At 65.1% G+C, this 24712-nt stretch carries 16 protein-coding genes; 12 read left to right on the forward strand and 4 right to left on the reverse strand.

Going from position 1 to position 24712, the window contains the following annotated elements; genetic code table 11:
* Window positions 1–164: 164 nt before the first annotated feature.
* Together purH and L338_RS16205 are read left to right on the forward strand one after the other, a co-directional pair.
* Complete coding sequence (gene purH / locus L338_RS01815; RefSeq protein WP_022696650.1) at window positions 165–1760, forward strand: bifunctional phosphoribosylaminoimidazolecarboxamide formyltransferase/IMP cyclohydrolase; 1596 nt, start codon at window positions 165–167, stop codon at window positions 1758–1760.
* A 6-nt stretch (window positions 1761–1766) separates the two neighbouring features.
* On the forward strand, window positions 1767–2531 hold the full coding sequence (locus L338_RS16205) for a dienelactone hydrolase family protein (RefSeq protein WP_022696651.1): 765 nt from the start codon (window positions 1767–1769) through the stop codon (window positions 2529–2531).
* Between the two features lie 7 nt (window positions 2532–2538).
* Here the strand turns inward: L338_RS16205 and L338_RS01825 are convergent, their stop codons facing one another.
* Window positions 2539–2904, reverse strand: a complete 366-nt coding sequence (locus L338_RS01825) for a VOC family protein (RefSeq protein ID WP_022696652.1) — start codon at window positions 2902–2904, stop codon at window positions 2539–2541.
* Window positions 2905–2961: 57 nt separating this feature from the next.
* Window positions 2962–7863 (reverse strand): NAD-glutamate dehydrogenase, encoded by a 4902-nt coding sequence (locus L338_RS01830; protein WP_022696653.1) that lies wholly within the window; start codon window positions 7861–7863, stop codon window positions 2962–2964.
* Between the two features lie 179 nt (window positions 7864–8042).
* On the opposite strand from L338_RS01830, the gene L338_RS01835 reads away from it, so the two are divergent.
* Window positions 8043–8735: an SDR family oxidoreductase gene (locus tag L338_RS01835; RefSeq protein WP_022696654.1), complete on the forward strand. Its 693-nt coding sequence runs from the start codon at window positions 8043–8045 to the stop codon at window positions 8733–8735.
* A 150-nt stretch (window positions 8736–8885) separates the two neighbouring features.
* Here the strand turns inward: L338_RS01835 and L338_RS18075 are convergent, their stop codons facing one another.
* Window positions 8886–9014: a hypothetical protein gene (locus L338_RS18075; protein ID WP_277813410.1), complete on the reverse strand. Its 129-nt coding sequence runs from the start codon at window positions 9012–9014 to the stop codon at window positions 8886–8888.
* 144 nt (window positions 9015–9158) lie between these two features.
* Window positions 9159–10217, reverse strand: coding sequence for an AI-2E family transporter (locus L338_RS01845; RefSeq protein WP_022696656.1), 1059 nt, complete (start codon window positions 10215–10217; stop codon window positions 9159–9161).
* Window positions 10218–10323: 106 nt separating this feature from the next.
* Here L338_RS01845 and L338_RS01850 point away from each other — a divergent pair, with 106 nt between their 5' ends.
* From L338_RS01850 to L338_RS01890, 9 genes are all read left to right on the forward strand, one after another.
* On the forward strand, window positions 10324–11805 hold the full coding sequence (locus tag L338_RS01850; protein ID WP_022696657.1) for a helicase HerA-like domain-containing protein: 1482 nt from the start codon (window positions 10324–10326) through the stop codon (window positions 11803–11805).
* A gap of 3 nt (window positions 11806–11808) precedes the next feature.
* A complete protein-coding gene (mutM, locus tag L338_RS01855; protein WP_022696658.1) occupies window positions 11809–12648 on the forward strand; it encodes a bifunctional DNA-formamidopyrimidine glycosylase/DNA-(apurinic or apyrimidinic site) lyase in 840 nt (279 codons plus the stop codon).
* A 127-nt stretch (window positions 12649–12775) separates the two neighbouring features.
* The gene (locus tag L338_RS01860; protein WP_022696659.1) at window positions 12776–13552 is read left to right on the forward strand and encodes an enoyl-CoA hydratase; all 777 of its coding nucleotides are present in this window, start codon (window positions 12776–12778) and stop codon (window positions 13550–13552) included.
* 131 nt (window positions 13553–13683) lie between these two features.
* The gene (rpsT, locus tag L338_RS01865) at window positions 13684–13950 is read left to right on the forward strand and encodes a 30S ribosomal protein S20 (protein WP_022696660.1); all 267 of its coding nucleotides are present in this window, start codon (window positions 13684–13686) and stop codon (window positions 13948–13950) included.
* Between the two features lie 440 nt (window positions 13951–14390).
* The gene (dnaA, locus tag L338_RS01870) at window positions 14391–15770 is read left to right on the forward strand and encodes a chromosomal replication initiator protein DnaA (RefSeq protein WP_022696661.1); all 1380 of its coding nucleotides are present in this window, start codon (window positions 14391–14393) and stop codon (window positions 15768–15770) included.
* 169 nt (window positions 15771–15939) lie between these two features.
* The gene (gene dnaN, locus L338_RS01875) at window positions 15940–17058 is read left to right on the forward strand and encodes a DNA polymerase III subunit beta (protein WP_022696662.1); all 1119 of its coding nucleotides are present in this window, start codon (window positions 15940–15942) and stop codon (window positions 17056–17058) included.
* A 63-nt stretch (window positions 17059–17121) separates the two neighbouring features.
* Window positions 17122–18255, forward strand: coding sequence for a DNA replication/repair protein RecF (gene recF / locus L338_RS01880; RefSeq protein ID WP_022696663.1), 1134 nt, complete (start codon window positions 17122–17124; stop codon window positions 18253–18255).
* Between the two features lie 98 nt (window positions 18256–18353).
* Window positions 18354–23546 carry an FG-GAP repeat protein gene (locus tag L338_RS16210; RefSeq protein ID WP_022696664.1) on the forward strand — a complete coding sequence of 1731 codons (5193 nt, stop codon included), beginning with the start codon at window positions 18354–18356 and terminating at the stop codon, window positions 23544–23546.
* 55 nt (window positions 23547–23601) lie between these two features.
* Window positions 23602–24663: a TIGR03032 family protein gene (locus L338_RS01890; RefSeq protein ID WP_022696665.1), complete on the forward strand. Its 1062-nt coding sequence runs from the start codon at window positions 23602–23604 to the stop codon at window positions 24661–24663.
* Window positions 24664–24712: the final 49 nt, after the last annotated feature.

Below are 24712 nucleotides of genomic sequence, written 5' to 3' on the forward strand. Positions count from 1 at the left end.
AGGGGCGGCGCGAACGTCAAACTGCCCCCATCGTCCGAACGCTACGCGCCCGACACTTCCCCCCGCGTGCGGGGGAAGAACACACGCCGCCTTCCCCAACACCCAACCCCATGCTAGGCGAGCCGCCAATCTCGCATCGTCATTGAAGAAGAGGCCTTACCGCCATGTCCGCGTCCGATTCCGTCCGCGTATGCCGCGCCCTGATTTCCGTTTCCGACAAGGACAAGCTGGTCGAGCGGGCCACCGCCCTGAACGAGATGGGGGTCGAGCTGGTCTCCACCGGGGGCACGGCGAAGGCGCTGAAAGAGGCCGGGCTGCCGGTCCGCGATGTCTCGGAACTGACCAACTATCCGGAGATGATGGACGGGCGCGTGAAGACGCTGCACCCCGGCGTGCATGGCGGCCTGTTGGCCCGCCGCGACCTGGACGCCCATACCGCCGCGATGGAGGAGCACGGCATCTCCGGCATCGAACTGCTGTGGGTCAATCTCTACCCGTTCGAGGCGACGATCGCGGGCGGGGCGGACTATGACGACGCCATCGAGAACATCGATATTGGCGGCCCGGCAATGATCCGCGCCGCCGCCAAGAACCATGCCCATGTCGCGGTCTGCGTCGATACCGAGGCCATCGAGGCGACGCTGGCCGAGATGAAGGAACAGGACGGCGCGACCACCTATGAAACGCGCCAGAAGCTGGCCGCCCGCGCCTATGCCCGCACGGCGGCTTATGACGCCGCAATCTCCAACTGGTTCGCGAAAGAGCTGGGCGACGACGCCCCGGCCTATCGCGCCTTCGGCGGCTCCCTGAAGCAGACGATGCGCTATGGCGAGAACCCGCATCAGTCGGCGGCCTTCTACACCGACGGCTCGGGCCGCCCGGGCGTGGCGACGGCCGAACAGGTTCAGGGCAAGGAACTCAGCTACAACAACATCAACGACACGGACGCGGCGTTCGAGCTGGCCGCGGAATTCGATCCTGCGGACGGCCCGGCTATCGCCATCATCAAGCACGCCAATCCGTGCGGCGTGGCGGTCGGCAAGAGCCAGATCGAGGCCTATCGCCGGGCGCTGGAATGCGACCCCGTCTCCGCCTTTGGCGGCATCGTGGCGGCCAACATGCCGCTGGACGGCGAGACGGCGGCGGAAATCGTGAAGGTGTTTACCGAGGTTGTCATCGCGCCGGGCGCGGATGAAGCGGCGATGAAAATCTTCGCCGGCAAGAAAAACCTGCGCCTGCTGCTGACCGGCGGCATGCCGGACCCGCGCAGCGACGGGCTCTCCTTCCGCAATGTCGCCGGCGGCATGCTGGTCCAGGGCCGCGACGCGCGGCGGATCACGGCGGACGACCTGAACATCGTCACCAGGCGCCAGCCGACCGATCAGGAAGTGGCCGACATGCTGTTCGCCTTCACCGTCGGCAAGCACGTCAAATCCAACGCCATCGTCTATGCGAAGGACGGCCAGACGGCGGGCATCGGCGCGGGCCAGATGAACCGCAAGGATTCCGCGCGCATCGCCGCCATGCGGGCCGCCGAAGCCGCGGAGATGGCTGAAAAGCCGGAGTCGCTGGCCAAAGGTTCGGCCTGCGCCTCCGACGCCTTCTTCCCCTTCGCGGACGGCCTGTTGCAGGCCGCCGAAGCAGGGGCGACGGCGATCATCCAGCCGGGCGGCTCCATCCGTGACGAGGAAGTCATCGCCGCCGCGGACGAGCACGACCTGACCATGGCCTTCACCGGCGTCCGGCACTTCCGGCACTAGGCCGTCATGGCGCGCCGCGTCCTCTTCCCCGTCATCGTCGTCGCGCTGATCGCCCTGCTGACATGGGCGGCCGCGCCGCCGGAGCGGGTGGACTGGGCCGCGCTTCAGGACGGCGTCACGGTCCATTACCCGGAGGGGGAAGGCCCGTTCCCGGTCGCGGTGCTGATGCATGGCTGCGGCGGGCCGCGCCCCTTCATGGAAGACTATGCCGAGGCCGCAAATCACGCCGGCGTGGCGGCGGTGGTGATGGACAGTTTCGCCCCGCGCGGCATCGGCCGCCTGCGCGCGGTCACAACGGTCTGCACCGGCTTCCGCCTGCATGGCGACCAGCGCGCCCATGACATCGCCGTGCTGCTCGATAATCTCCCGGATGCGCGGCTGGATACGTCCCGTGTGGCGCTGGCCGGCTGGTCGCACGGCGCCTGGGCGGCGGCCGAGGCGCTGACCCGGCGCCCGGTGGAGGCCGAGGGCGTGGACGCCGCCTTTCTGGTCTATCCCTATTGCCGCTTTCCCGCGCGCTGGCCGGGCAAGCACGCGGCGAACGGCGCGCCCATCCTCGCCGTCGTGCCGGAGGACGATTATGTCGGGGACAGCGCCGCATGCCGCGACGCCCTGACGGCCAGCGGCGCGGACATCGTCTCCGTACCCGGCGCCACTCACGCCTTCGACGATCCCGAACCGACCGGCATCGGGTTCGAATACAATGCGGAAGCCACGGCGGAGAACCGCGCGCGATTTACAGATTTTCTGGAAGAGACGCTGACGCGCTAGTTCGCGGCTAGTCCGCTTTCGGCGTGATCAGGCCCAGCATGTTCCCGTCCGGGTCCTTGAACCAGGCAAAGCTGCGGCCATCGCCGGGGATTTCCAGCGGCCCGATATGCGCCGCGCCGCCCTCGGCCGTCACCTTTTCCAGCGCGGCCGCGATATCCTCGACCTCGATATAGAAAAGCACATAATTGTGGGGTTCATGGCCGAGCGCGGTGACATGGCCGTCAATGCTGTCCCCGCCCGGAGTCAGGGACTTGGCGAGGTCGTGATAGGGGCCGGCCTCCCACCCGAAACAATCGGAAAAGAACTTCGCCGAGCGATCCTTGTCGCGGCAGCCGACCTCGAAATGAACAACCGGATTTCCCATGCGCGCCATTCTAGGCGCCGCAAACACGCGCCGGGAAGCCAATTTCGACTCCCCGGCCCGATTTTCTTACGGTTTCACGACTTCCGAGAACTCGCGGAGATAGGTGTTGGCGATGGCCAGCTTGGACAATGTCCAGTTGGATCCGGCCTTCAGCTCCTTCAGCGCCAGATCCGCCCGCGCCGACTCGTGGCCGTTTTCGGCCAGCCACGCATCGACCAGAGACTTGGTCCAGTCCGCGTCCGGCGTCTCGGCCTTGCGGTCCGCGCCATAGGTCAGGATGGAGGCCACCAGCTTCTGGTGCGCGCTGTATAGCTCCTCCACCAGACGCCGCGCCGCCAGCCGGTCCCAGTGCTGCGGGCTGGTCAGTTTCAGGGCAGAGACGCGCAGGCGGTCGAAATCGAACCGGCCCGCCACGCGGTGATAGACCCAGGCGACATTTTCCAGCGGCCAGCCCGCGTCATGGGCCAGGTCGATGATGTCGCTGGCCGAGGTCAGCGGCGCCAGTTGCGCCACGTCATGGGCCAGTTCGCGCGGCGCGCCCTGTTTCACCCAGGCGTCCTCGCGGTCGTTCAGGCGTTTGCGCTGAAACGGGGACAGCATGTCGCTGGTCGCCGACTTCAGCGCGTCCACGCCCGGCTGGTAGGCCGCGATCATTTCCTGCACGGGCCGCGCATCGCCGCCGCCCACGCCCCGCACCCGGCGGGTCAGCCAGTAGGTCTGGCGGCGCAGCAGCTGCATCGTCTCGCGGTGCAGTTCGATCTGCATCGCCGCCGGGGCCTTGTTGTCCAGCGCGTTGATATCGGCGCTCAGCTCCGTATAGCGGAAGATGCGGCGGGCGCATTCGAACGCCCGCGCGATATCGCCGACGCTGGCGCCGGTCGTTTCCCGCGCCCGGTTCAGGAAGGTCGGCCCGCCCAGATCGCACATCTGGTTCGCCAGCACGGTCGAGATGATCTCCCGCTTCAGGCGATGGCCGTGCATTTCCTCGTCGAACTTGTCCAGCTGGTGCGGGAAATAGCCTTCCAGCAGCATGTCGAAATGCGGGTCGTCCGGCACGGACGAAGCCACCAGATCGTCAAACAGGGTCAGCTTGGCATAGGCCAGCAGCACCGCGATCTCGGGCCGCGTCAGACCGCGATTATCCTCGCGCAGCTCCTTGAGGATTTCGGTGGAGGGCAGGTTCTCGACCACGCGGTCCAGACGGCCTTCCTCCTCCAGCCGCACCATCATGCGCTCATGCGCGTCCAGATCCTCATAGGCCGTCGCCTCGGCGATCGAGATGGCCAGAGTCTGATGATAATTATGCGCCAGAACGTGCCGGGAGACGTCATCGGTCATCTTCGCCAGCAGCGCATTGCGGTCTTCGGCCTTCAGGCTGCCGCCGCGCATCGCGCCGTTCAGCAGGATCTTGATGTTCACCTCGTGGTCGGAGCAATCCACCCCGGCGGAGTTATCCACCGCGTCGGTGTTGATCTTGCCGCCCGCGCGGGCGAACTCGATCCGGCCCAGCTGCGTCACGCCCAGATTGGCGCCCTCGCCGATCACCTTGGCGCCGACCTCGCTTCCATTCACGCGGATCGCGTCATTGGCCTTGTCGCCGACTTCCCAGTTCTGCTGCGAATCCGCTTTCACATAGGTGCCGATGCCGCCGAACCACATCAGCTCGCACTGCGCCTTCAAAAGCGCGTGCATCAGTTCGTTCGGCGTGACGGTCTCGTCTTTCAGCCCGGTGATCGCCTGAATTTCCGGGGTCAGCGTCACCGACTTGGCGCCGCGGGAGAAAATTCCCCCGCCCTTCGAGATCAGGGAAGCGTCATAGTCCTGCCAGGAGCTGCGGGCCTGTTCGAACAGGCGCTTGCGCTCCGCGTGGGACTTCGCCGGATCGGGGTCCGGGTCGATGAAGATGTCGCGATGGTCGAAGGCGGCGATCAGGCGAATCTGGTCGGACAGCAACATGCCGTTGCCGAACACGTCGCCCGACATGTCGCCAATGCCGATGACCGTGAACGGCTCGCTCTGGATATCCTTGCCCAGCTCGCGGAAATGCCGCTTCACCGCCTCCCAGCCGCCGCGGGCGGTAATGCCCATGGCCTTGTGGTCGTAACCGACCGAGCCGCCGGAGGCGAAAGCGTCGCCCAGCCAGAAATCGTAATCGGCCGCCACCCCGTTCGCCATGTCGGAGAAGGTCGCCGTGCCCTTGTCGGCGGCGACGACCAGATACGGGTCCTCGCCGTCCCAGATGACGGTCTGTTTCGGGTGCACCACGCGGTCGTCGACAATATTGTCGGTGATGTCGAGAAGACCGCGGATGAAGGATCTATAGGCCCGCTTGCCTTCCTCGAAGATCGCATCGCGCCCGGCGTCGAACGGCAGGCGTTTGGGATAGAACCCGCCCTTGGAGCCGACCGGCACGATCACCGCGTTCTTTACCTGCTGCGCCTTCACAAGGCCCAGCACCTCGGTGCGGAAATCGTCGCGGCGGTCGGACCAGCGCAGCCCGCCGCGCGCCACCGGGCCAAAGCGCAGATGCACGCCTTCGACATGCGGCGCCCAGACGAAAATCTCGCGATAGGGCTTGGGATCGGGCAGGCCGCCGGCGGCCTTGGAGTCGATCTTCAGGGAGATCTGGGTCAGCGGATTTCCGTCTTCGTCCCGCTGGTAGAAATTGGTCCGCAATGTCGCTTTCAGAAGGTCGCGCAGACGGCGCGACACGCGGTCATGGTCCAGGCTGGAGACATTGACCAGCGCGGCCTCGATCTCCGCGTCGATTTCCTGCGCCCGCGCGGCGCGGACATCCATATCGCCCTCGAAATCGGGATCGAAGCGCGCATTGCGCAGCTTCAGCAGCAGGCGTGCAATGTCCGGGTTCTGGACCAGCGTCTGTTCCTGCACCGCTTGCGAGACATCGGCGCCCGTCTGGCGGCGGAAGCGCGCGCAGGCGCGCAGGAAGGCCGCATCGCGCCACGGCACGCCCAGCTTCAGGATCAGCGGATTGAAACCGTCGGATTCGTTCTGGCCCGTCCATGCGGCGACAAAGGCGTCCTCGAACAGGGCGCGGGTGTCGAAATCCTCCGGATCGGCCCCGGCCGGGGCGCGCATCTCGAAATCATGGATCCAGACCGTCTCATCCGCGGCGTCCTCGCCGCGCCGGTTGGCGCGGTATCCGGCCTCCCAGATCACGTCGACGCCCAGATGCTCCAGAATCGGCATCACCTTGGACAGCGGCAGCGGATCGGCCGCGTGATACAGCTTGAAGCGCAGGACGTCCGGCTCGTCGCCCGCCCGCCGCCAGGCGCGCACCTGGATATCGGGCCTGGGGCCCAGCGCCTCGATCTTCTCCACATCGTCCAGCGCCTCTTCCGGCGTGAACCGCTCGCGGTATCCGGCCGTGAAGCCTTCGGTATAGAGGTCGGCGACGGCACGCACGTCATCAATGGCGTGCTCGCGCGCATGCGCCTCGAAATCGTCTTCCCAGGTTCGCGCCAGCTCGGAAATCTTGCGCTCAAGGTCGCGCACGTCCGGCTCGGGATGCTCGAACGGGTTCAGGCCGATGATGAAATGCACCCGCGCCAGCGCGCTGTCGCCGAACTGCGGGTAGAAGGCCGAAAGCCGCCCGTCATATTCGGCGCGCAGCATCTCTCCCACCTGTTCGCGCAGGCGGGTATTGTAGCGTTCGCGCGGAATGAAGACGAGGGCGGAGATGAACCGGTCGAACCGGTCGCGGCGCAGGAACAGGCGCGGGCGCGGGCGGTCGTCCAGATGCAGGATGCCGAGGCTGATCTCCATGAGATCGTCCTCGTCCGTCTGGAACAGCTCGTCCCGCGGATAATTCTCGACGATGTTCTGAAGCTTCTTGGCGTTGTGGCTGCCCGGCAGCTTGCCCGCGCGCTCCAGCACCCGGCGCACCTTGCGGCGGATCAGCGGCACGTCGCGTGCCATACGGTTATAGGCTTCCGCCGTGAACAGGCCGACAAAGCGCGTCTCGCCCGTTACCTCGCCATTCTCGCCGAAGCGTTTGACCCCGATATAATCCATATAGACCCGGCGATGGACACGGGACCGCATATTGGATTTGGCCACGATCAGCGGCGCGGGCTCTTTCAGGAATTGCCGCACCTGCGGGCTCAGCACGGTCGGCTCCGACCCCCGGCGCAGCACGTTGCGCGTCTGGTCGCGCAGAATGCCGTACTCGCTGCCCTCGACCGTGTCGGGCTCCTCGTTCAGCAGGTTTCCATCGCCATCCCGCAGGAAGGCGACCTGCCGGCAGCCCAGAAACGCGAAATTATCGTCCCGCAGCCAGCGCAGGAACGCCACGCATTCCGATTGCTCCTCCTCGCTGGCCTCGGTCTTGGCCGCGTCCAGCTCGTCAATCGCCGCGTCCATGGATCCCAGCATGTCGGGCCAGTCCTCGACCGCCAGTCGCACGTCCTCCAGCGTGGCGTGCAGGCTTTCGATGACGGCCTTGCGCTCGGCCGCGCCCATCGGCTCCAGATGCACCTGGATCATGGATTCGGCGCGCGCCTCCGCGCCGTTCATGCGTTCGCCGGAATCGGACCGGCTGACCACCACGATGGGGTGGAACATGGCCAGCACGTCGCGCCCCTCTGCGGCGATGTCCGACATCACCGAGTCGACGATGAAGGGCCGGTCATTGGAAACGATCTCAAGGATGTCGCGCCGGATCGGCTGACCGTCCGCGCCCTTGCCGGGCCGGATGCGGATCAGGGCTTCGCCCGGCTTGCGCATCTGGCCGAAGCTCCAGAACTCGGCCGCCAGATGCAGCACGTCCTCCATCGAGAGGGTTTCGAGGTCCTCCGCGATGGCGTCTTCGTGAATCTGTTTGAGAAAGGCTTCGGCGAGCTTGTCGAGCCCGTCCGGGCCCTTGAGCTGTTGAAGATCGCTGTTACGGGCGGCCTCCAGGAAATCGGATTCCTTGAAGGCGTGCGTTGCGCTGACGACCGCTTCCATCTTAAACGGCGTCCTCCCTGATCAAGTTCTGTTCTTGGCGCGGATGCTAGCCTTCGTGCGCGGCGGCGCAAGGGGCGAGACATCCCGATTTTTCAGGTCTCTGGCGAAAATCTCAGCGCCTCTTACGTCTCTGGCGCGTTATTCATTCCAGTTAATCGTAGAAAATCACGGAGACCGCCATGACCACCGTCCTGATTACCGGCGCCAATCGCGGCATCGGCCTTGAGCATGTCCGGCAATATGCGGACAAGGGCGCGCGCGTGCACGCCTGCTGCCGCGACCCCGAGAGCGCCAATGAACTCAAGGCCCTCGCCAATGCGTCCGGCGGCAAGATCGTCGTTCACAAATTCGACCAGTCCAGGCCCGAAGACGCCGCGCGCCTGGCGGGCGAGATCGACGAGCCGATCGACATCCTCTGGAATAACGCCGGCACGGCGGGCGACCGCTCCAACCAGGTGTTCGGCACGGCGGCGGACACGATGAACGCGGTGTTCGATGTCAATGTCACCGGCCCGCTGCGTCTGTCGGAGGCCCTGATCGGCCATGTCGAGAAATCGGACCGCAAAATCATCGCCATGCAGTCCAGCCAGATGGGCTCTATCGCCGATAACGGATCGGGCGGGGTTTACGCTTATCGCGCATCCAAGGCGGCGCTGAACATGGTGACCCGTTCCATGGCCACCGATCTGGCCGACAAGGGCGTGACCGTCGTGGCGTTCCACCCCGGCTGGGTCCAGACCGATATGGGCGGCCCCAACGCCAAGATCAGCACGGAGGAATCGGTGCAGGGCGAACAGGAAGTCGTGGACAACCTGACCATCGACCGGTCCGGCGAATTCATCCGCTATTCCGGCGAAAAACTGCCCTGGTAGATTCTGATACCCTCAAAAGGAAACGCCGCCGGCTCTAGGGGGAGGGCGAGCCGGCGGCGTCATGAACAGACCTCAGTCTGCTGTGGGGTAGGGGGACATGGGATTGAGGTCTGTGTTCCTTGAATTCGTCCGGCTAAAAACTTCAGGCTCTTAGACCGTCTGGGCGACGGCGGTTTCGCCCTGATCGAAGAACAGCGGCCGTTCGCCCGCCTGCGCGACGAACACCGCCGACACCAGCAAGGCTGCGGCGGCGAATGCGATGGCGAAAAGACGGGCCATGTAGGTCTCCATGTCTGCGGCGAACAACGCCGCGAAAGACGAATATGGGACCGGACGGAAAAAATGCTCCTTCGCGCCGGTCACAACTGTGTGAACGTGCGGCCAGGTCAGTCGGTTCATTTGTTTTGACAGCGGCGCGGCGCGCTACATGGACGGCCTTGGCGGTATGGCCACGCCCTCGGCCGGCTTGCCGTCTCCCGACAGCAGGATGGCGACGGGCCGGGTCGAGGGGAACTGCGCCAGTATGATCATCACCATGACGGTCAGCGGCGCGGCCAGGAACATTCCCGCAATTCCCCAGATCGCCCCCCAGATCGCCAGCGACAGCAACACGACGAGCGTGGAGAGGTTCAGCGACTCTCCCTGCATTCGCGGCTGCAGGAAATTGCCGATGACGAACTGCCACACGCCGACCCCGCCAAACACCGCCGCCACCATCCACAGCGATTCAAACTGCACCAGCGCGAACAGGGTCGGCAGGACCGTCGCCACGATGGAGCCGATGGTCGGCACGTAATTCAGCAGGAAGATCACGAAAGACCAGAACAGCGCATTGTCCAGCCCGATGAATTTCAGCGTGGCGTAGGACAGCACGCTGGTGATCACGCTGACGATGGTCTGGACCCAGAGATATTTCTCGATGCTCTCGCGGATCGACTCCATCACGCTGGCCGCGCGCATCCGACCCTCGGCGTCCGGGAACAAGGCGTCCAGCTTTTGCGGGAAGCCCGCCTGCGCGGCGAACAGGAAGCCCACGAAAATCAGCACGAAAACCGCGTTGGAGATGACGCTCTGCAGGGCGGAGGCAACCTCGGCGAAGAAGCGGCCCGGCCCCGCGCGCTCGAAAAGCTGCGCCAGGGTCGGCGGATCGGTCAGCCCCAGCAGGGCATAGGTTTCCGATATCGCCTGCGCGATGCGCGCGTCATAGGCGCTGGCGTTGCCGGCAAATTGCGCGGCGCTGTCCACGATCACCATGACCACCGCCACCATGCCCGCCAGAACCAGCAGGATGGCAATGGGCAGGGCCAGCCAGCGCGGCATGAAACGGATGCTTTCGTGCAGCCGCCGCGCAAAGGCGTCCATGACCAGCCACAGGAACACCGCCAGCGCGAACGGGGCCAGGATCTCCCGGAACCAGAACAGCCCGGTGATCACCACGCCCGCCGCAATGATGGAAAGTGAGATTTTCCCCGCCTGGTCCATGGTCCCTATTCGCGAATGCTTCGCCGGCCGCGTCAAGCCGCGTTGAAGCCGGGCGGGGCGGGGGCTATCGTCTTTTCTCTTCTTCCATTTACCGGGATGCGCGCACGTGAGCGATAGCGTTTTTGTCGGCGGGTCGCCGAACGGCCCCCAGAGCCTTCTTCTCAACCGCGCCAACCGTCACGGCCTGATCGCCGGCGCGACCGGCACGGGCAAGACCATCACCCTGCAAATTCTGGCGCAAGCCTTCTCCGAGGCCGGCGTTCCTGTCTTCGCCGCAGACATAAAGGGCGATCTTTCCGGCCTCGCCGCGCCGGGGGCGGATACGCACAAACTGCATGACAAGCTGCATGAGCGCGCCCGGTCCATCGGCCTGGACCCGTATGATTACGCCGCCGCCCCCACCGTCTTCTGGGATTTGCTGGGCGAGAAAGGCCACCCGATCCGCACCACGGTATCGGAAATGGGGCCGTTGCTGCTCTCCCGCCTTCTGGACCTGAACGAGACGCAGGAAGGCGTGCTGACCGTCGCTTTCGCGCTGGCCGATGACCAGAAGCTTCTGGTGCTGGACCTGAAGGATCTGCGCGCCCTGTTGACCTATGTGGCCGAGAACCGCGCGGAGATCAGCGCCGAATACGGTCAGGTCTCCACCGCCTCCGTCGGGGCCATTCAGCGCCGGCTTCTGGTGCTGGAGCGTGCGGGCGCGGACCGCTTCTTCGGCGAACCGGCCCTGTCGCTGGCCGATCTGATCCGCACGGACCTGTCGGGCCGCGGCTATGTGAACGTGCTGGACGCCACCGGCCTGATCGCCGAACCGCGGCTCTATTCCACCTTCCTGCTCTGGCTGCTGTCGGAACTGTTCGAGGAACTGCCAGAGGTCGGAGATCCCGAGAAGCCGCGCATGGTCTTCTTTTTCGACGAGGCGCACCTTCTGTTCGAAGATGCGCCCAGGGCGCTGCTGGACAAGATCGAACAGGTCGCCAAGCTGATCCGCTCCAAGGGCGTGGGCATCTATTTCGTCACCCAGAACCCGCGCGACGTGCCCGATGACGTTCTGGCCCAGCTGGGAACGCGCATCCAGCACGCCCTGCGCGCCTATACCCCGGCCGAGCGCAAGGCCGTGAAAGCCGCGGCCCAGAGCTTCCGGCCCAATCCGGAGCTGGACTCCGAGGCGGTGATCACAGAGCTGGGCGTTGGCGAGGCGCTGGTCTCCACGCTGGACGCCAAGGGCCGCCCGACCGTGGTCGAACGCACGCTCATCCGCCCGCCATCCTCGCAGATCGGCCCGATCACGGATGAAGAGCGCAGCCGCATCATCGCCGGCAGCCCGGCCGCGGGGCGCTATGACACGCCGCAGGATCGCGAGTCCGCCTATGAAATTCTGGCCGAGCGCGCCGAGCAGAAACTCGCCGCCGCTGAAAAGGCCGGCAAGGACAAGGCGAAGGCGTCGACATCCCGCCGCTCCTCGTCCCGCAAATCCTCCGGCCGGCAATCCTATTTCGAGGCCTCGATGAAATCCTTCCTGCGCACCGCATCCACCGAGCTGTCGCGGCAGGTGATCCGGGGCATCATGAAAAACCTCGCCCGGTAGGCCATGCCCGAACTCCCCGAGGTCGAAACGGTGCGGCGCGGCCTGACCCCGGCGCTGGAGGGCGCGCGCCTGGAAACCGTCACGCTGGGCCGCCCCGATCTGCGCTTTCCCTTTCCGCCGCGCTTCCGGGAAAGACTGGAGGGCGCGCGCCTGATCCGTCTGGGCCGCCGCGCCAAATACCTGCTGGGGGAAATGGACACCGGCGAGTCCCTGCTGATGCATCTGGGCATGTCCGGTTCCTTCCGCGTGGACGGGACAGCGCCCGGCGATTTCGCCCATCCCAGAAACCTCGACTCGAAGCACGACCACGTGATTTTCGAGACCGGGGAAGGCCGCCGCGTCACCTTCAACGATCCCCGCCGGTTCGGCTTCATGACCCTGATCGCGCCCGGCGAGACCTCGCCCTATCTGGACGGGCTGGGGCCGGAACCACTTTCCAACGCCTTCAACGGCCCCGTTCTGCACGCCGCGTTCAAGGGGCGGCGAACGCCGGCGAAGGCGGCGCTGCTGGATCAGCGCATCGTGGCGGGCCTTGGCAATATCTATGTCTGCGAGGCCCTGTTCCGCGCGAAGATCTCTCCCCGCCGCCTGGCGGCCAATGTGGGCGCGGCGCGATGCGAAAAACTGGCCGCCGCGGTCAAAGCCGTGCTGTCGGAGGCGATCGCGGCGGGCGGATCAAGCTTGCGTGATCACGCCCTGACGGACGGAACCCTGGGCTATTTCCAGCATTCCTTTTCCGTTTACGGGCGTGAAGGCGAGCCTTGCCGGGCCTGCGCCGCGCCCGTGACGCGGATTGTGCAAGCAGGGCGGTCCAGCTTTTTCTGCTCGTCCTGCCAGCGCTGAACGCGTTTGAAGGCGCCCCCTCGCCACAGGGCGCGGGTTGCGTTATGAGGCCCGGCTTTCGCGCGCGGGACCGGCTCGTCGGTCCGCAAGACGCGCAGCCGCCACACTCAAGGATGATGGTCCGGATATGGCTTTTGAGACGATCGAAGTGAAAACCGACGGCGCGGTCGGCGTCATCACGCTGAACCGCCCCAAGGCGATGAACGCGCTGAACGACCAGCTGACCACCGAACTCGCCCAGGCGCTCGCCGATTTCGAAACCAATGACGACATTGGCTGCGTGGTCCTGACCGGCTCCAAGAAGGCTTTCGCCGCCGGCGCCGACATCAAGGAATTGCAGGGCCGCGATTTCGTTGATCTCTACAAGAACGACCCCTTCGCGAAGACGTGGGAGTCGGTGGACCGCTTTCGCAAGCCGGTCATCGCCGCGGTGTCCGGCTATGCGCTGGGCGGCGGCTGCGAGATCGCCATGATGTGCGACTTCATCATCGCCTCCGAAAACGCCAGGTTCGGCCAGCCGGAAATCACCATCGGCGTCATGCCCGGCTCCGGCGGCACCCAGCGCCTGCCGCGCTTTATCGGCAAGGCCAAGGCGATGGATCTCTGCCTCACCGGCCGCACCATGGACGCGCAGGAAGCCGAGCGCTGCGGCCTCGTCTCCCGTCTGGTCAGCGATGACGACCTGATGGAGGAGGCCATGGAGGCCGCCCGCAAGATCGCCGGCTTCTCCCGCCCCATCACCATGATGGCGAAAGAGACGGTGAACCAGGCCTATGAGACCACGCTCAGCCAGGGCGTGCGGTTCGAGCGCCGCGTCTTCCATTCCATGTTCTCGACCGAGGACCAGAAGGAAGGCATGGCCGCCTTCGCAGAGAAGCGGGCGCCGCATTTCAAGAATCGCTGAGCTTGCGCGGCGCCGCGCGCTTGACGCGGCCCGCCTATCCTTATATCTCGCCTGCCTTCGCCGCAGCGGCGCGAAATGCGCGCGCGGCCCGATGAATTTACGACGACCCTGAACACGGAAGTATAAGGCTCATGGCCAATACGCGTTCTGCGAAAAAGATGGTCCGCAAGATTGCGCGCCGCACCGAAGTCAACACCGTCCGCCGTTCGCGCATGCGCGGCTATGTCCGCAAGGTCGAGGAAGCGATTGCTTCCGGCGATCAGGCGGCGGCCCGCGAGGCGCTCGGCAAGGCCCAGTCCGAACTGGACAAGGCGGCCGGCCACGGCGTGGTTCATAAGAAGATGGCGTCCCGCAAGGTTTCGCGCCTGAATTCGCGCATCAAGGCGATGAGCGCCTGAACACGGCGCGCTGGTTTCCGGCCTGTCGCCGGGCCGTCATGAATCCGCAATAAATTTCAAAACGCTCCGGCCAGAACCTGCGCCGGAGCGTTTTTTTATGGGCCCCGTTTGCGCGCTTTTTCGCGCTGTCACCCCGCTGAAAAAAAATGTTAAGAAAGGTAAACCTAAGTCCCCTCCGGGGTTCCGGTTTTTTCTTGTCAAGTGACTCGTTTCCCTCCAGCGGCGAATTTTGGGGTTTGATTCGCAGTGCCGTCTAAGTATCCTCCTCCTTGCTGATCGACGTACCAATCTTAAGACGGATTGAACTCGATAACCGCCTCCCGTGAGGAGCGCGGAGGGGGAATTTTTGTCTTTAAAAACAATATGCTGGCGTGCCGTCCAAGGCGCGCCGGGCAAGGGGGAATTCAATGGGCGGGCAGTCAAAGGGAGCCGATATATCAATGGCGGTAGAGAGCGTCTGGGAGGCGATCAAGGGTCGCCTGAAGAGCGAACTTGGCGAGCAGACTTACCTGTCCTGGATCGCCAACCTTCAGGCTTCTGAAATTGATGGCCGCACCGTGCGCATCTCCGCTCCCAACCGTTTTTGCTGCGAGTATGTGGAGCAGAATTTCGGCTTCCGCATTCGCGAGTACTGGGCCGGTCTGGATTCGCAGAACCGCATGGTCCGGTTCGAGGTCACCGACGGCATGGCGCATCCGCCCGCCCTGCGGGTCGCCGCTTCCCGTCCCGCCGCCGCCGCGGGCGGCGCGTCCGGCGGAGGATCGGGCGCGGGCCTGTCCGAGCCGCGCCCCCCGGCCCGCATTGACCGCACCTTCGAGAATTTCGTGGTCGGCCCGGCCAATGAAGTCGCCGCCGCCGTGGCGCGCCAGATTTCCGGCGACGCCGCCGCGCGCTTCAACCCGGTCTATATCCATGGCGGCTACGGCATGGGCAAAACCCACTTGCTGCGCGCCATCCAGAATGAAAGCCGCGAGCGCGATCCGGAGCGCCGCATCACCTATCTGACGGGCGAACGCTTCACGAGCGACTTCCTGTCGGCGATGAAGAACCGCGACACCAGCGCCTTCAAGGAAACGGTGCGCAACACCGACCTTCTGCTGGTCGACGACCTGCACATCATGGCCGGCAAGACGGTCACGCAGGAGGAATTCTACCATACCCTGGCCGATCTCATTCAGGACGGCCGCCAGGTGGTCATCACCGGCGACCGCAAGCCGGGCGAGCTGGACGGCATTGACGAGCGCGTGCGCTCCCTGCTGGTCGGCGGCCTGCGCTGCGATGTCGAATGCCCGGATCTGGATCTGCGCCGCCGCATCCTGGACCGCGCCGTGCTGGACCTTCAGCGCACCTATCCCGGCTTCGCCCTGCCGGATCAGGCGTGCGATTTCATCGCCGCCCGCGTCACCGGCTCTCCGCGCGAACTGATCGGCGCCCTGAACACGGTGGTTTCCCGCACCCTGCTGATCGGGCGCGAGGCGACGACCGAAACCGTCACCGCCGCCCTGTCGGATTACGCCGTGGCCGCCACGCGCCGCATCACGGTGGACCGCATCCAGAAACAGGTGGCGTCCTATTATAATCTGAAAGTGCCGGAGCTTCTGTCGCCGCGCCGCGCCCGCGCCATCGCCCGTCCGCGCCAGATCGCCATGTATCTGTCCAAGCAGATGACCCAGCGCTCCCTGCCCGATATCGGGCGGCGTTTCGGCGGCAAGGATCACACCACGGTGCTGCACGCGGTGCGCCGCATCAGCGATCTGATGGAGAACGATCCGGCCGTGCATGACGACGTCAACGCGCTGATCCGCCTGCTGGAGCGCTAGGGCGGCGCGCCTTGCCGCCCCGCGTCCGCACAGGCCGGGCGCGGGAGGAAATGCGGAAAAAGGGCTTCGCGCGGCGGTGATTTTCGTTATTCTCCCGCCCCCGCGCCTGTCTTGCGCGGGGGCGATTCGCCTTTAACCCGTCAACCAAGAACCAAGCGCAGAACCCTTCATGAAGCTGACGATCGACCGCGCCGCGCTTATCCGCACACTGGGCCACGTCCAGAATGTGGTGGAGCGCCGCAACACCATTCCGATACTGGGCAATGTGCTGCTGTCCGCTGAAGACGGCGCGCTGAAATTCGCCGCCACGGACCTGGATCTGGAGATCACGGAGACGGTTTCCGCGGACATCGAGTCCGGCGGATCTGCCACCGCCCCCGCCCACACGCTTTATGAAATCGTGCGCAAGCTGCCCGAGGGCGCGGAGGTGGAAATCTCCATGACCTCCGGCGATCCCCGCCTGCAGATCAAGGCCGGGCGCTCGCAATTCTCGCTGCCCTCGCTGTCGCCGTCCGACTTCCCGGTCCTGAGCGCCGAGGGGCTGAGCCATGACTTCAAGGTCGAGGCGAGCGAGCTGGCGCGCCTGATCGACAAGACGCGCTTCGCCATCTCCACCGAGGAGACGCGCTACTATCTCAACGGCATCCATCTGCACGCCATGGAGGCGGAGGGCGCGTCGCTGTTGCGCGCGGTGGCGACTGACGGCCACCGTCTGGCCCTGTCGGAGACCGCCATGCCGGACGGCGCGTCCGGAATGCCGGCGGTCATCGTGCCCCGCAAGACGGTGCAGGAGGTCCGCCGCCTGGTCGACGACGCCGATGACGAGGTCGAGGTCTCGGTCTCCGAATCCAAGATCCGCTTCCAGATCGGCGGCGCGACGCTGACCTCCAAGCTGATCGACGGCTCCTTCCCCGATTACGAGCGCGTGATCCCGCGCGAGAACGACAAGCGCATGACCATCGAGAACAAAGTCTTCGCCAACGCCGTGGACCGCGTGGCGACGATCTCTGTCGAGAAATCGCGCTCCATCAAGCTCTCGCTGGCCGAGGATACGCTGACCCTGGCGGTCAATAACCCCGAAAGCGGGCAGGCGACCGAGGAACTGATGGTCACTTACGGCTTTGACGCCATCGATATCGGCTTCAATGCCCGTTACCTGCTGGACGTCGCCGGCCAGATCGAGGGCGATACGGTCGATATCCTCTTCCAGGACTCGGCCTCTCCCGCACTGGTCAAGGATTCCGCGGACGAACACGCCCTCTATGTCCTGATGCCGCTGCGGGTCTGAGTTTTTCTGTCCCGATGAAACTCCGTCTCCTCGCCCGCGCGAGGGGATAGAAGGGGCGCCAGCATGACCCGCTCCCTTGCCATCACCCGGCTGCGGCTGACCGATTTCCGCAACTATACCCGCGCCGAACTGGCGCTGGACGCGCGCCCCGTGGCGCTGGCCGGGCCCAATGGCGCGGGCAAGACCAATCTCCTCGAAGCGGTTTCCATGCTCTCCCCCGGCCGCGGCCTGCGCCGGGCGAAACTGGACTCGCTCCGCCGCGCCGGGAATGGCGAGACCGCCCCCGCCTGGGGCGTCGCCGCGACGATCGCGCGCGCAGGCGAGACGCATGAGATCACCACCGGCGTCGCGCCCGAGGCCCCCAATCGCCGCATCGTCAAGATTGACGGAACCAACGCCCCCGCCGCCGATCTCACCGCCCTGATCCCGATGGTCTGGCTGACTCCGGCGCAGGACCGCCTGTTCATGGGGCCGCCGGGCGACCGCCGCCGCTTTCTCGACCGCCTGACTCTGGCCGCCGCGCCCGATCACGCCCGCAACGCCAGCACTTACGAAAAAGCGATGCGGGAGCGCCAGCGCCTGCTGGACGACAATGTTTTCGACCCTTCATGGCTCGGCGCGCTGGAGGCCCGCATGGCCGAGTCCGGCGCCGCCATGGCGGCCGCCCGCGCCCGCACGCTTTCCCGCCTCGCCGAACAGATCGCCGCCTCGCCCGACACCGCCTTCCCCACCGCCGCGCTGGCGCTGGACGGCGCGCTGGAAGAGGCCGCGCTGGCGGGCGAAACGCCGGAAACGATCGCGGAGTCCTTCACCCGCAAGCTGGCCGAGGCCCGCAACCGCGACGCCGCGGCGGGCCGCGCCCTGTCCGGCCCGCACCGCAGCGATCTGCGCGTCACCCACCGGGAAAAAGACGCCCCCGCCGCGCAATGCTCCACCGGGGAACAGAAAGCCCTTCTCACCGGCCTGATCCTCGCCCAGGCCCGCGCCCTGGCCGCCGATCACGGCATCGGCCCGATCGTCCTGCTCGACGAGGCCGCGGCCCATCTCGACCCCGACCGCCGCGCCGCCCTGATCGCCGAACTGAACGATCTTGGCGCCCAGGCCTGGCTCACCGGCGTCGAATCCCGCCTGTTCGAAGCCTTCACGACCGACGCTCAGATGTTCCGCGTCGAAACCGGCGAAATCACGCCGGGCTAGGAAGCGCCCCGAACAGCCATTCCGGTCTGGCCCTCTCCCACAGGCTGCACTAACCTGCGTGCGCAATCTTTGAGGGGCGGGACAGGCAGGGATTTCACATGGCGCTTTTGATGGGCGACGCCGATAACAACACTCTGGTCGGCTCGGAAGACGACGACCTCATTTATGGCGAAAGCGGAAATGACGACCTTTCCGGTCTCGGCGGCGACGATTTCATCGTCGGCGGCCATGATAACGACCAGATAGACGGCGGCGCGGGCGGCGACGAACTCGTTGGCGGCGGCGGCATGGATACCATTGAGGGCGGCGCGGGCGACGATACGATCAAGGGCGGCGCCGGCGACGATTATCTTCTGGGTGACGCCGGGAACGACAAGATCCGCGGCGGGAACGGCTATGACTTCATCGTCGGCGGGGCGGATAATGACTTGCTGTTCGGGGAAAGCGGCCGCGACCAGATTTATGGCGGAACCGGCTCCGACACGCTGAATGGCGGCGAGGATAATGACGACCTGTTCGGCGGCGAGGGCAACGACCTCCTGATCGGCTTCACCGGCTGGGATGATCTGTTCGGCGGCGCCGGCGCGGACCGCCTGCTCGGCGGCGCGGATCGCGATAACCTGTTCGGCGGCGATGGCGGCGACACCCTGAAGGGCGGCGCGGACGCCGACAGTCTCTATGGCGACAGCGGCGCGGACCGCCTTTTTGGACAGGACGGCGACGACCGCGCTTTTGGCGGCATCGGCAATGACCAGCTGATCGGCGGGGCCGGCGCAGACCGTCTGCTCGGCGATGAGGGCGACGACGTGCTGCGCGGGGGCACTGGAAACGACAAGCTGTTTGGCGGGACCGGCCAGGATGTGCTGCAGGGCGGCGCGGGCGGCGACACGCTCTATGGCGGCGCCGATAGCGACCTCCTGCGTGGCGGGTCCGGGGCGGACACGCTCTATGGCAATGGCGGCAATGATACATTGCGGGGCGAAGCCGGGGGCGATGTTGTCAGGGGCGGCGCGGGCGACGACGTGCTCCTCGGCGAAACCGGCAGCGACAGGCTCTATGGCGAAGCCGGGGCGGACAACCTCGTCGGCGGCGCGGACAATGACCAGCTCCATGGCGGCGATGACGGCGACATCCTGACCGGCGGCGCAGGCGATGACGCGCTGGACGGCGGCGCGGGTGGCGACAATCTGTTCGGCGGCGCTGGCGCAGACCGCTTCATCTTCTCCAGCGCAGCGGATACCGCGCCCTTTGGCTCGGGGCGCGACACCATCAAGGATTTCACCAGCGGCGAAGACAGCATCGACCTCTCCCGCATCGACGCCATCGCCGCTACCGGCGCGAATGACGCCTTCACGATCGTCGGCGCCTTCTCCGGGACGGCGGGCGAGCTCACCATCTCCGCCCTCGCAGGCGGCAACCTCGTGGCGGGCGACACGGACGGCGACGGCAACGCCGATTTCGCAATCTACGTCCTCGGCGACGCGCCGGTGGAGGATGACCTAAATCTCGGCGGGCCCGCCCCGGTGATAGACCTCACCCTGTTACGGCAGGATCTGGGTTTTATTATTCAGGGAGACGCGGCGTTCGACGCGGCCGGTATGGATGTTGCGGCGGCGGGAGACGTCAATGGCGATGGATTTGAAGACATTATTATCGGCGCGCCGGGCGCCGAGTCGAATGATCCCGACTATACCGGCGAAGCCTATGTGATTTTCGGAACCGATCAGGGCTTCGGAGCAATCGACGCCTCCAATCGTAACGTCATCGACCTGACAAGCCTTTCCGCAAGCGAAGGCTTCGTGCTGCAAGACAGTTTTGCACGCACTTTCCAGTTTAACGGCTTGTCCGCCGCGGGCGATATCAATGGCGACGGGCTCGGCGATCTCGTAATCGCGGGGGCCGCCAGCGAAGGCGTCTATGTCGTCTTCGGGTCTGACAGTGGTTTCGGCGCATTGGTCGACCATGAGGGGCACGACCGCCAAACGCTCGACCTCTCCGCGATGTCTTCGGAAGAAGGTTTCCTGATCGCCACTGAAGGCCGGTCCGTTTCAAGCGCCGGCGATCTGAACGGTGATGGCTTCGACGATCTCGTCATTGGCTCGCCGGATGAGGGCGGCGGAAGCGATTCCGTTGGCGCGGCCATCGTTATTTTCGGGACTGACCAGGGTTTTGGCTCTCCGGACGCTGACGCGGGGACTCCCGATCTGGTGCTCGACGACGATACGCTGACAGCCGGGGAAGGGTTCGTCATTATAGGCGAGGCTGGCTCTGCCTACAGCCCCGAGACCGGACTCACCGTTTCGGGAGCCGGCGATCTGAACGGCGATGGCTTTGATGACCTTGTGATCGGCGCCCCGAACGCTTCATCAGCCATCGATGACGGGGCCCTTACTGGCAACGCCTATGTAATTTTCGGAACGGATCAGGGCTTCGGCGCGCCCGGCGGCGATGGGCGTCAGACGCTGGATCTGGCGAATCTGGCGCCTGAGGAGGGATTCACGATCTCCTCACAGGAAGCGGCGCGGCACGCATGGAGCGTGTCGTCTGCAGGCGATATCAATAATGACGGTTTCGATGACCTTCTGATCGCTACCCCTTACGCCGACATCTACGTCGAGCCGGACGTGATCCGGAATCTTGGCGACACCTACGTTATTTACGGCTCGGAATCCGGATTTGGCTATCTGGATAGCGATGGCCGTCAGTACATGGATCTTTCGGCGCTTGCGCCATCAGAGGGCTTCATCATTCGCGGCGCGTCCGGGGACGACTTCGCCGGATACCGGGTATCGAACGCTGGCGACGTCAATGGCGACGGTCTCGGCGATATCCTTGTCGGCGCGCCACTGTCAGGGGCCGCAGGCGCAGAGGCGGGTTCGGCCTATATCGTGTTCGGGTCCAATGGCGGTTTCGGCTCGCTTGACGAACAGGGCCGCCGGGTTCTGGATCTGGGCGGCCTGTCATCGAGCGAGGGCGTCGTCATTCACGGCGACGGACGCACAGACCGCGCCGGGTTCGATGTCTCCGCCGCTGGAGACATAAATGGCGACGGCTTTGACGATGTTCTGATCGGCGCCTATCAGGGCGATGATGGCGGGACCAACGCCGGCGAAGCTTATGTCCTCTTCGGCCGGGCTGATTTCACGGATATCTACCAGGGGCCCAACACGCCGCCCGCCTTCACCTCTTCCGCGTCAGTCTCGACCCCTGAACATTACGTCCAGACCGGCTATTTCGTCACCGCATCCGATCCAGATAATCACCCGCTTGACTATTTCGTCTCCGGCGGCGCGGACGCTTCCCTTTTCAAACTTGTTCACGGCAGCTGGGCGCTGGATTTCAAGACGGCGCCGGATTTTGAAAACCCTGCGGACGCTGACGGCGATAATGTCTACGAGGTGGAGATCAGTGTCACGGACGGCCAATCCACGGTCGCCCGTACAATCGAGTTCACCGTCACCGACCAAGTGGAAGCGCCCGTTATCGACCTTACAACGCTCTCCGCCGCCGACGGCTTTATCGTTCAGGGCGACCCGGCTTTCGGACAGCTCGGCGTGAACGTGGCTGCCGGGGGCGACTTGAATTTCGATGGCGTCGATGACCTGCTGCTCGCCGCGAGTGGCGAGGCCTATGCCATATATGGCTCGGATTCAGGTTTTGGCTCTCCCGATGCCTCAGCGCGTCAGGTTATTGACCTGGTCACGCTCCCCGCAGCAGAGGGACTGATTGTTCAGGACGGCGGCGAGGCGCAGCTTGGCGGCGACGTCTCCGTGCTTGGCGACATCAATGGCGACGGTCTGGCCGACCTGGCGTTCGGCGCGCCGAACGCCGATGTCAGCGGCTCCCGTGACGGCAAGGTCTATATCCTGTTTGGCGGCGAAACCGCCCCCGGACAACCGGATGCCGGCCGCCAGGTTCTGGATGTCTCCAATATGTCGTCATCTGAGGGCTTCACGATCACTGGCGCGCCCGGGGGCGAGGAGCCCGGTTATAGCGTGTCCGGCGCGGGCGATATCAATGGCGACGGAATCGATGATCTGATTATCGGCGCGCGATGGGCTGAACATGGCAACAGCATTCCCCGCCCGGGAGCGGCCTATGTCATTTTCGGCTCCGATGAAGGCTTCGGACAGGTTTCCGGCGGACAGTCCTCTCTGGACCTGTCCGCTCTGGGGTCGGACGAGGGCTTCGTGATAGAAGGCGCGTCATGGTTTGACGACGCCGGAACAAGCGTTTCTGGCGGCGGCGATTTCAATAATGACGGATTCGATGATCTCATCGTAGGCGCGCCGGGCGCCGAAGTGGATGGCGTCTCCGGCGCTGGAGCCGCCTACCTGATATTCGGCAGCGACCAGGGGTATGGCGCGCCGGATTCTCTCGGGCGGCAATCCATCAATGTCGGCGATCTGGGTGCGGACGACGGATTCCTGATTGTTTCAGGACCAAGCGGTGTCGGGCAAAGCGTCTCCATTACCGGCGATGTGAATGGCGATGGATTCGATGATCTCCTTGTTGGTTCAAGCGAATCCTATGTGATTTACGGAACCAGCCAGCCTTTCACTGATACGGACAATTATGGACGTATTCAGGTCGACGGCCGTTATCTGGAAGCGTCGGAAGGTTTTGTCATAAAAGGCGCGGCGAGCGGAGACGACGCCGGTTTCAGCGTTTCCGGGGCCGGAGATGTAAACGGTGACGGTTTCGCCGATATGGTGATTGGCGCGCCCCATGCTGATGAAGGCGGCGACTCCGCCGGCGCCGCTTATATTATATTCGGATCTGACGCAGGGTTTGGCCAGCCTGACGATGCGGGCCGGCAAGTCATTGACCTTGCACTGCTCACGGCATCCGAAGGCGTGATCATTCAGGGCGATATGACCGGGGATCTCGCCGGGTGGAGCGTCTCCGGAGCTGGCGACCTCGACGATGATGGTTTTGACGATGTTGTGATCGGCGCGCGCAATGGCGATGACGGCGGCAACATCGCCGGTGAAGCTTACATTATCTATGGCCGGTCAGATTTCTCCTCGGAGGAAGCTTTCCTTGCGGAACAAAAGGATCTGGCCGCCTTCGAGGACGGGCAGGCTGCATCCGGCACAGAACCGGATCACCCCCTCCCCTCCAACGGCACCTCCGCCCCGCCGCCCGAGCCGCCGCTCGCCAATTTCTCCGAAGCCATGGACGCGGCGCTGGCCGGACAGATGTCGGAGATTGCCGGGCGGTTCGGGCTGGGCCTTGGCGGGGAAGACGCGCCGTTCGCCAGCTGGGCGCCAGATACGGACTGGTTCTGATCGCTTGCGGCGGTTTGCGGCTTTTCCAGCCGCGCATGTCCGTTAGGATGCGCCGATGACCGGGACGAAAACCGCCGAAAAGCCTGCGCTTGAAATCGACGCCTCGCGCGGTTTCCCCTCATGGCTGGCCGATTTCGGGGCCTCGCTGGCCTTCACCACCTATCAGGTGGGCAAGCTGCTGTTTATCGGGGTGAAGCCCGACGGCTCTCTGTGGGTTCACAACCGCAATTTCGGCCGCTGCCTTGGCATGGCCGCGGACGGGGATGCGTTGTGGGTGTCCAGCGATGTCCAGATTTACCGTTTGAATGACGCCATGGCCGGCAACGCCGCGCCCGCCGGGGTGGAGGGGGACGCCTTCTATATCCCCCAGATGAGCTATTTTACGGGCGATCTGGACGTGCACGACCTGATCGCCGCCGATGGAAAACCGCCCGTCTTCGTCAACACGCTGTTCAACTGCCTGGCGACGGTCAGCGAGACGGCCAGTTTCAAGCCGCTCTGGCGTCCGCCCTTCATCACCGAAATGAAGGCGGAGGATCGCTGTCACCTGAACGGCGTGGCGATGGAAGACGGCGCGCCGCGCTATGTCACGGCCATATCCGAGAGCGACACGTTCGACGGCTGGCGCGATCACCGGCGCGATGGCGGCGTGGTGATTGACGTTAAAACCGGCGAGGTCATCGCCCGGGGCCTGTCCATGCCGCACTCCCCGCGCCTGCATGAGGGCAGGATATGGCTGTGCAATTCCGGCCAGGGCGAGCTGGGCTTTGTCGACCCTGACACCGGCCGGTTCGAGCCCGTCGCCTTCTGCCCCGGCTATATGCGCGGCCTGTCGATCCATAACGGCGTGGCGGCGGTCGGCCTGTCCCTGCCGCGCGAGAACAAGACCTTTTCCGGCCTGCCCCTTCAGGGCGAGCTGGAGCGGCGCAAGGTGGAGCCGCGCTGTGGCGTCTATTTCATCGAACTGGCGACCGGCACGGTCCTCCATTCGGTGACCATAAGGGGCGTGATCAGCGAACTTTACGACGTTCTCTTCCTGCCCGGCCGTCTCCAGCCCGGCGCGCTGGGCCCCGGTAACGAGGCACTGAAACGCACCGTTTCAATCGCGGGCGGCTGACCGTACCGGCGACAATCTTCGCCTCCCCGCTCTGGCCCCGCGCCGCTGG

It is taken from the genome of Euryhalocaulis caribicus, from assembly GCF_000412185.1.
Lineage (GTDB): Bacteria > Pseudomonadota > Alphaproteobacteria > Caulobacterales > Maricaulaceae > Euryhalocaulis > Euryhalocaulis caribicus.

What these genes read in the sequence shown, in the direction of transcription:
- purH (WP_022696650.1), top strand. Translation starts at nt 165, where the DNA reads ATGTCCGCGTCCGATTCCGTCCGCGTATGCCGCGCCCTGATTTCCGTT.
- L338_RS16205 (WP_022696651.1), top strand. Translation starts at nt 1,767, where the DNA reads ATGGCGCGCCGCGTCCTCTTCCCCGTCATCGTCGTCGCGCTGATCGCC.
- L338_RS01825 (WP_022696652.1), bottom strand. Translation starts at nt 2,904, where the DNA reads ATGGCGCGCATGGGAAATCCGGTTGTTCATTTCGAGGTCGGCTGCCGC.
- L338_RS01830 (WP_022696653.1), bottom strand. Translation starts at nt 7,863, where the DNA reads ATGGAAGCGGTCGTCAGCGCAACGCACGCCTTCAAGGAATCCGATTTC.
- L338_RS01835 (WP_022696654.1), top strand. Translation starts at nt 8,043, where the DNA reads ATGACCACCGTCCTGATTACCGGCGCCAATCGCGGCATCGGCCTTGAG.
- L338_RS18075 (WP_277813410.1), bottom strand. Translation starts at nt 9,014, where the DNA reads ATGGCCCGTCTTTTCGCCATCGCATTCGCCGCCGCAGCCTTGCTGGTG.
- L338_RS01845 (WP_022696656.1), bottom strand. Translation starts at nt 10,217, where the DNA reads ATGGACCAGGCGGGGAAAATCTCACTTTCCATCATTGCGGCGGGCGTG.
- mutM (WP_022696658.1), top strand. Translation starts at nt 11,809, where the DNA reads ATGCCCGAACTCCCCGAGGTCGAAACGGTGCGGCGCGGCCTGACCCCG.
- L338_RS01860 (WP_022696659.1), top strand. Translation starts at nt 12,776, where the DNA reads ATGGCTTTTGAGACGATCGAAGTGAAAACCGACGGCGCGGTCGGCGTC.
- rpsT (WP_022696660.1), top strand. Translation starts at nt 13,684, where the DNA reads ATGGCCAATACGCGTTCTGCGAAAAAGATGGTCCGCAAGATTGCGCGC.
- dnaA (WP_022696661.1), top strand. Translation starts at nt 14,391, where the DNA reads ATGGCGGTAGAGAGCGTCTGGGAGGCGATCAAGGGTCGCCTGAAGAGC.
- dnaN (WP_022696662.1), top strand. Translation starts at nt 15,940, where the DNA reads ATGAAGCTGACGATCGACCGCGCCGCGCTTATCCGCACACTGGGCCAC.
- recF (WP_022696663.1), top strand. Translation starts at nt 17,122, where the DNA reads ATGACCCGCTCCCTTGCCATCACCCGGCTGCGGCTGACCGATTTCCGC.
- L338_RS16210 (WP_022696664.1), top strand. Translation starts at nt 18,354, where the DNA reads ATGGCGCTTTTGATGGGCGACGCCGATAACAACACTCTGGTCGGCTCG.
- L338_RS01890 (WP_022696665.1), top strand. Translation starts at nt 23,602, where the DNA reads ATGACCGGGACGAAAACCGCCGAAAAGCCTGCGCTTGAAATCGACGCC.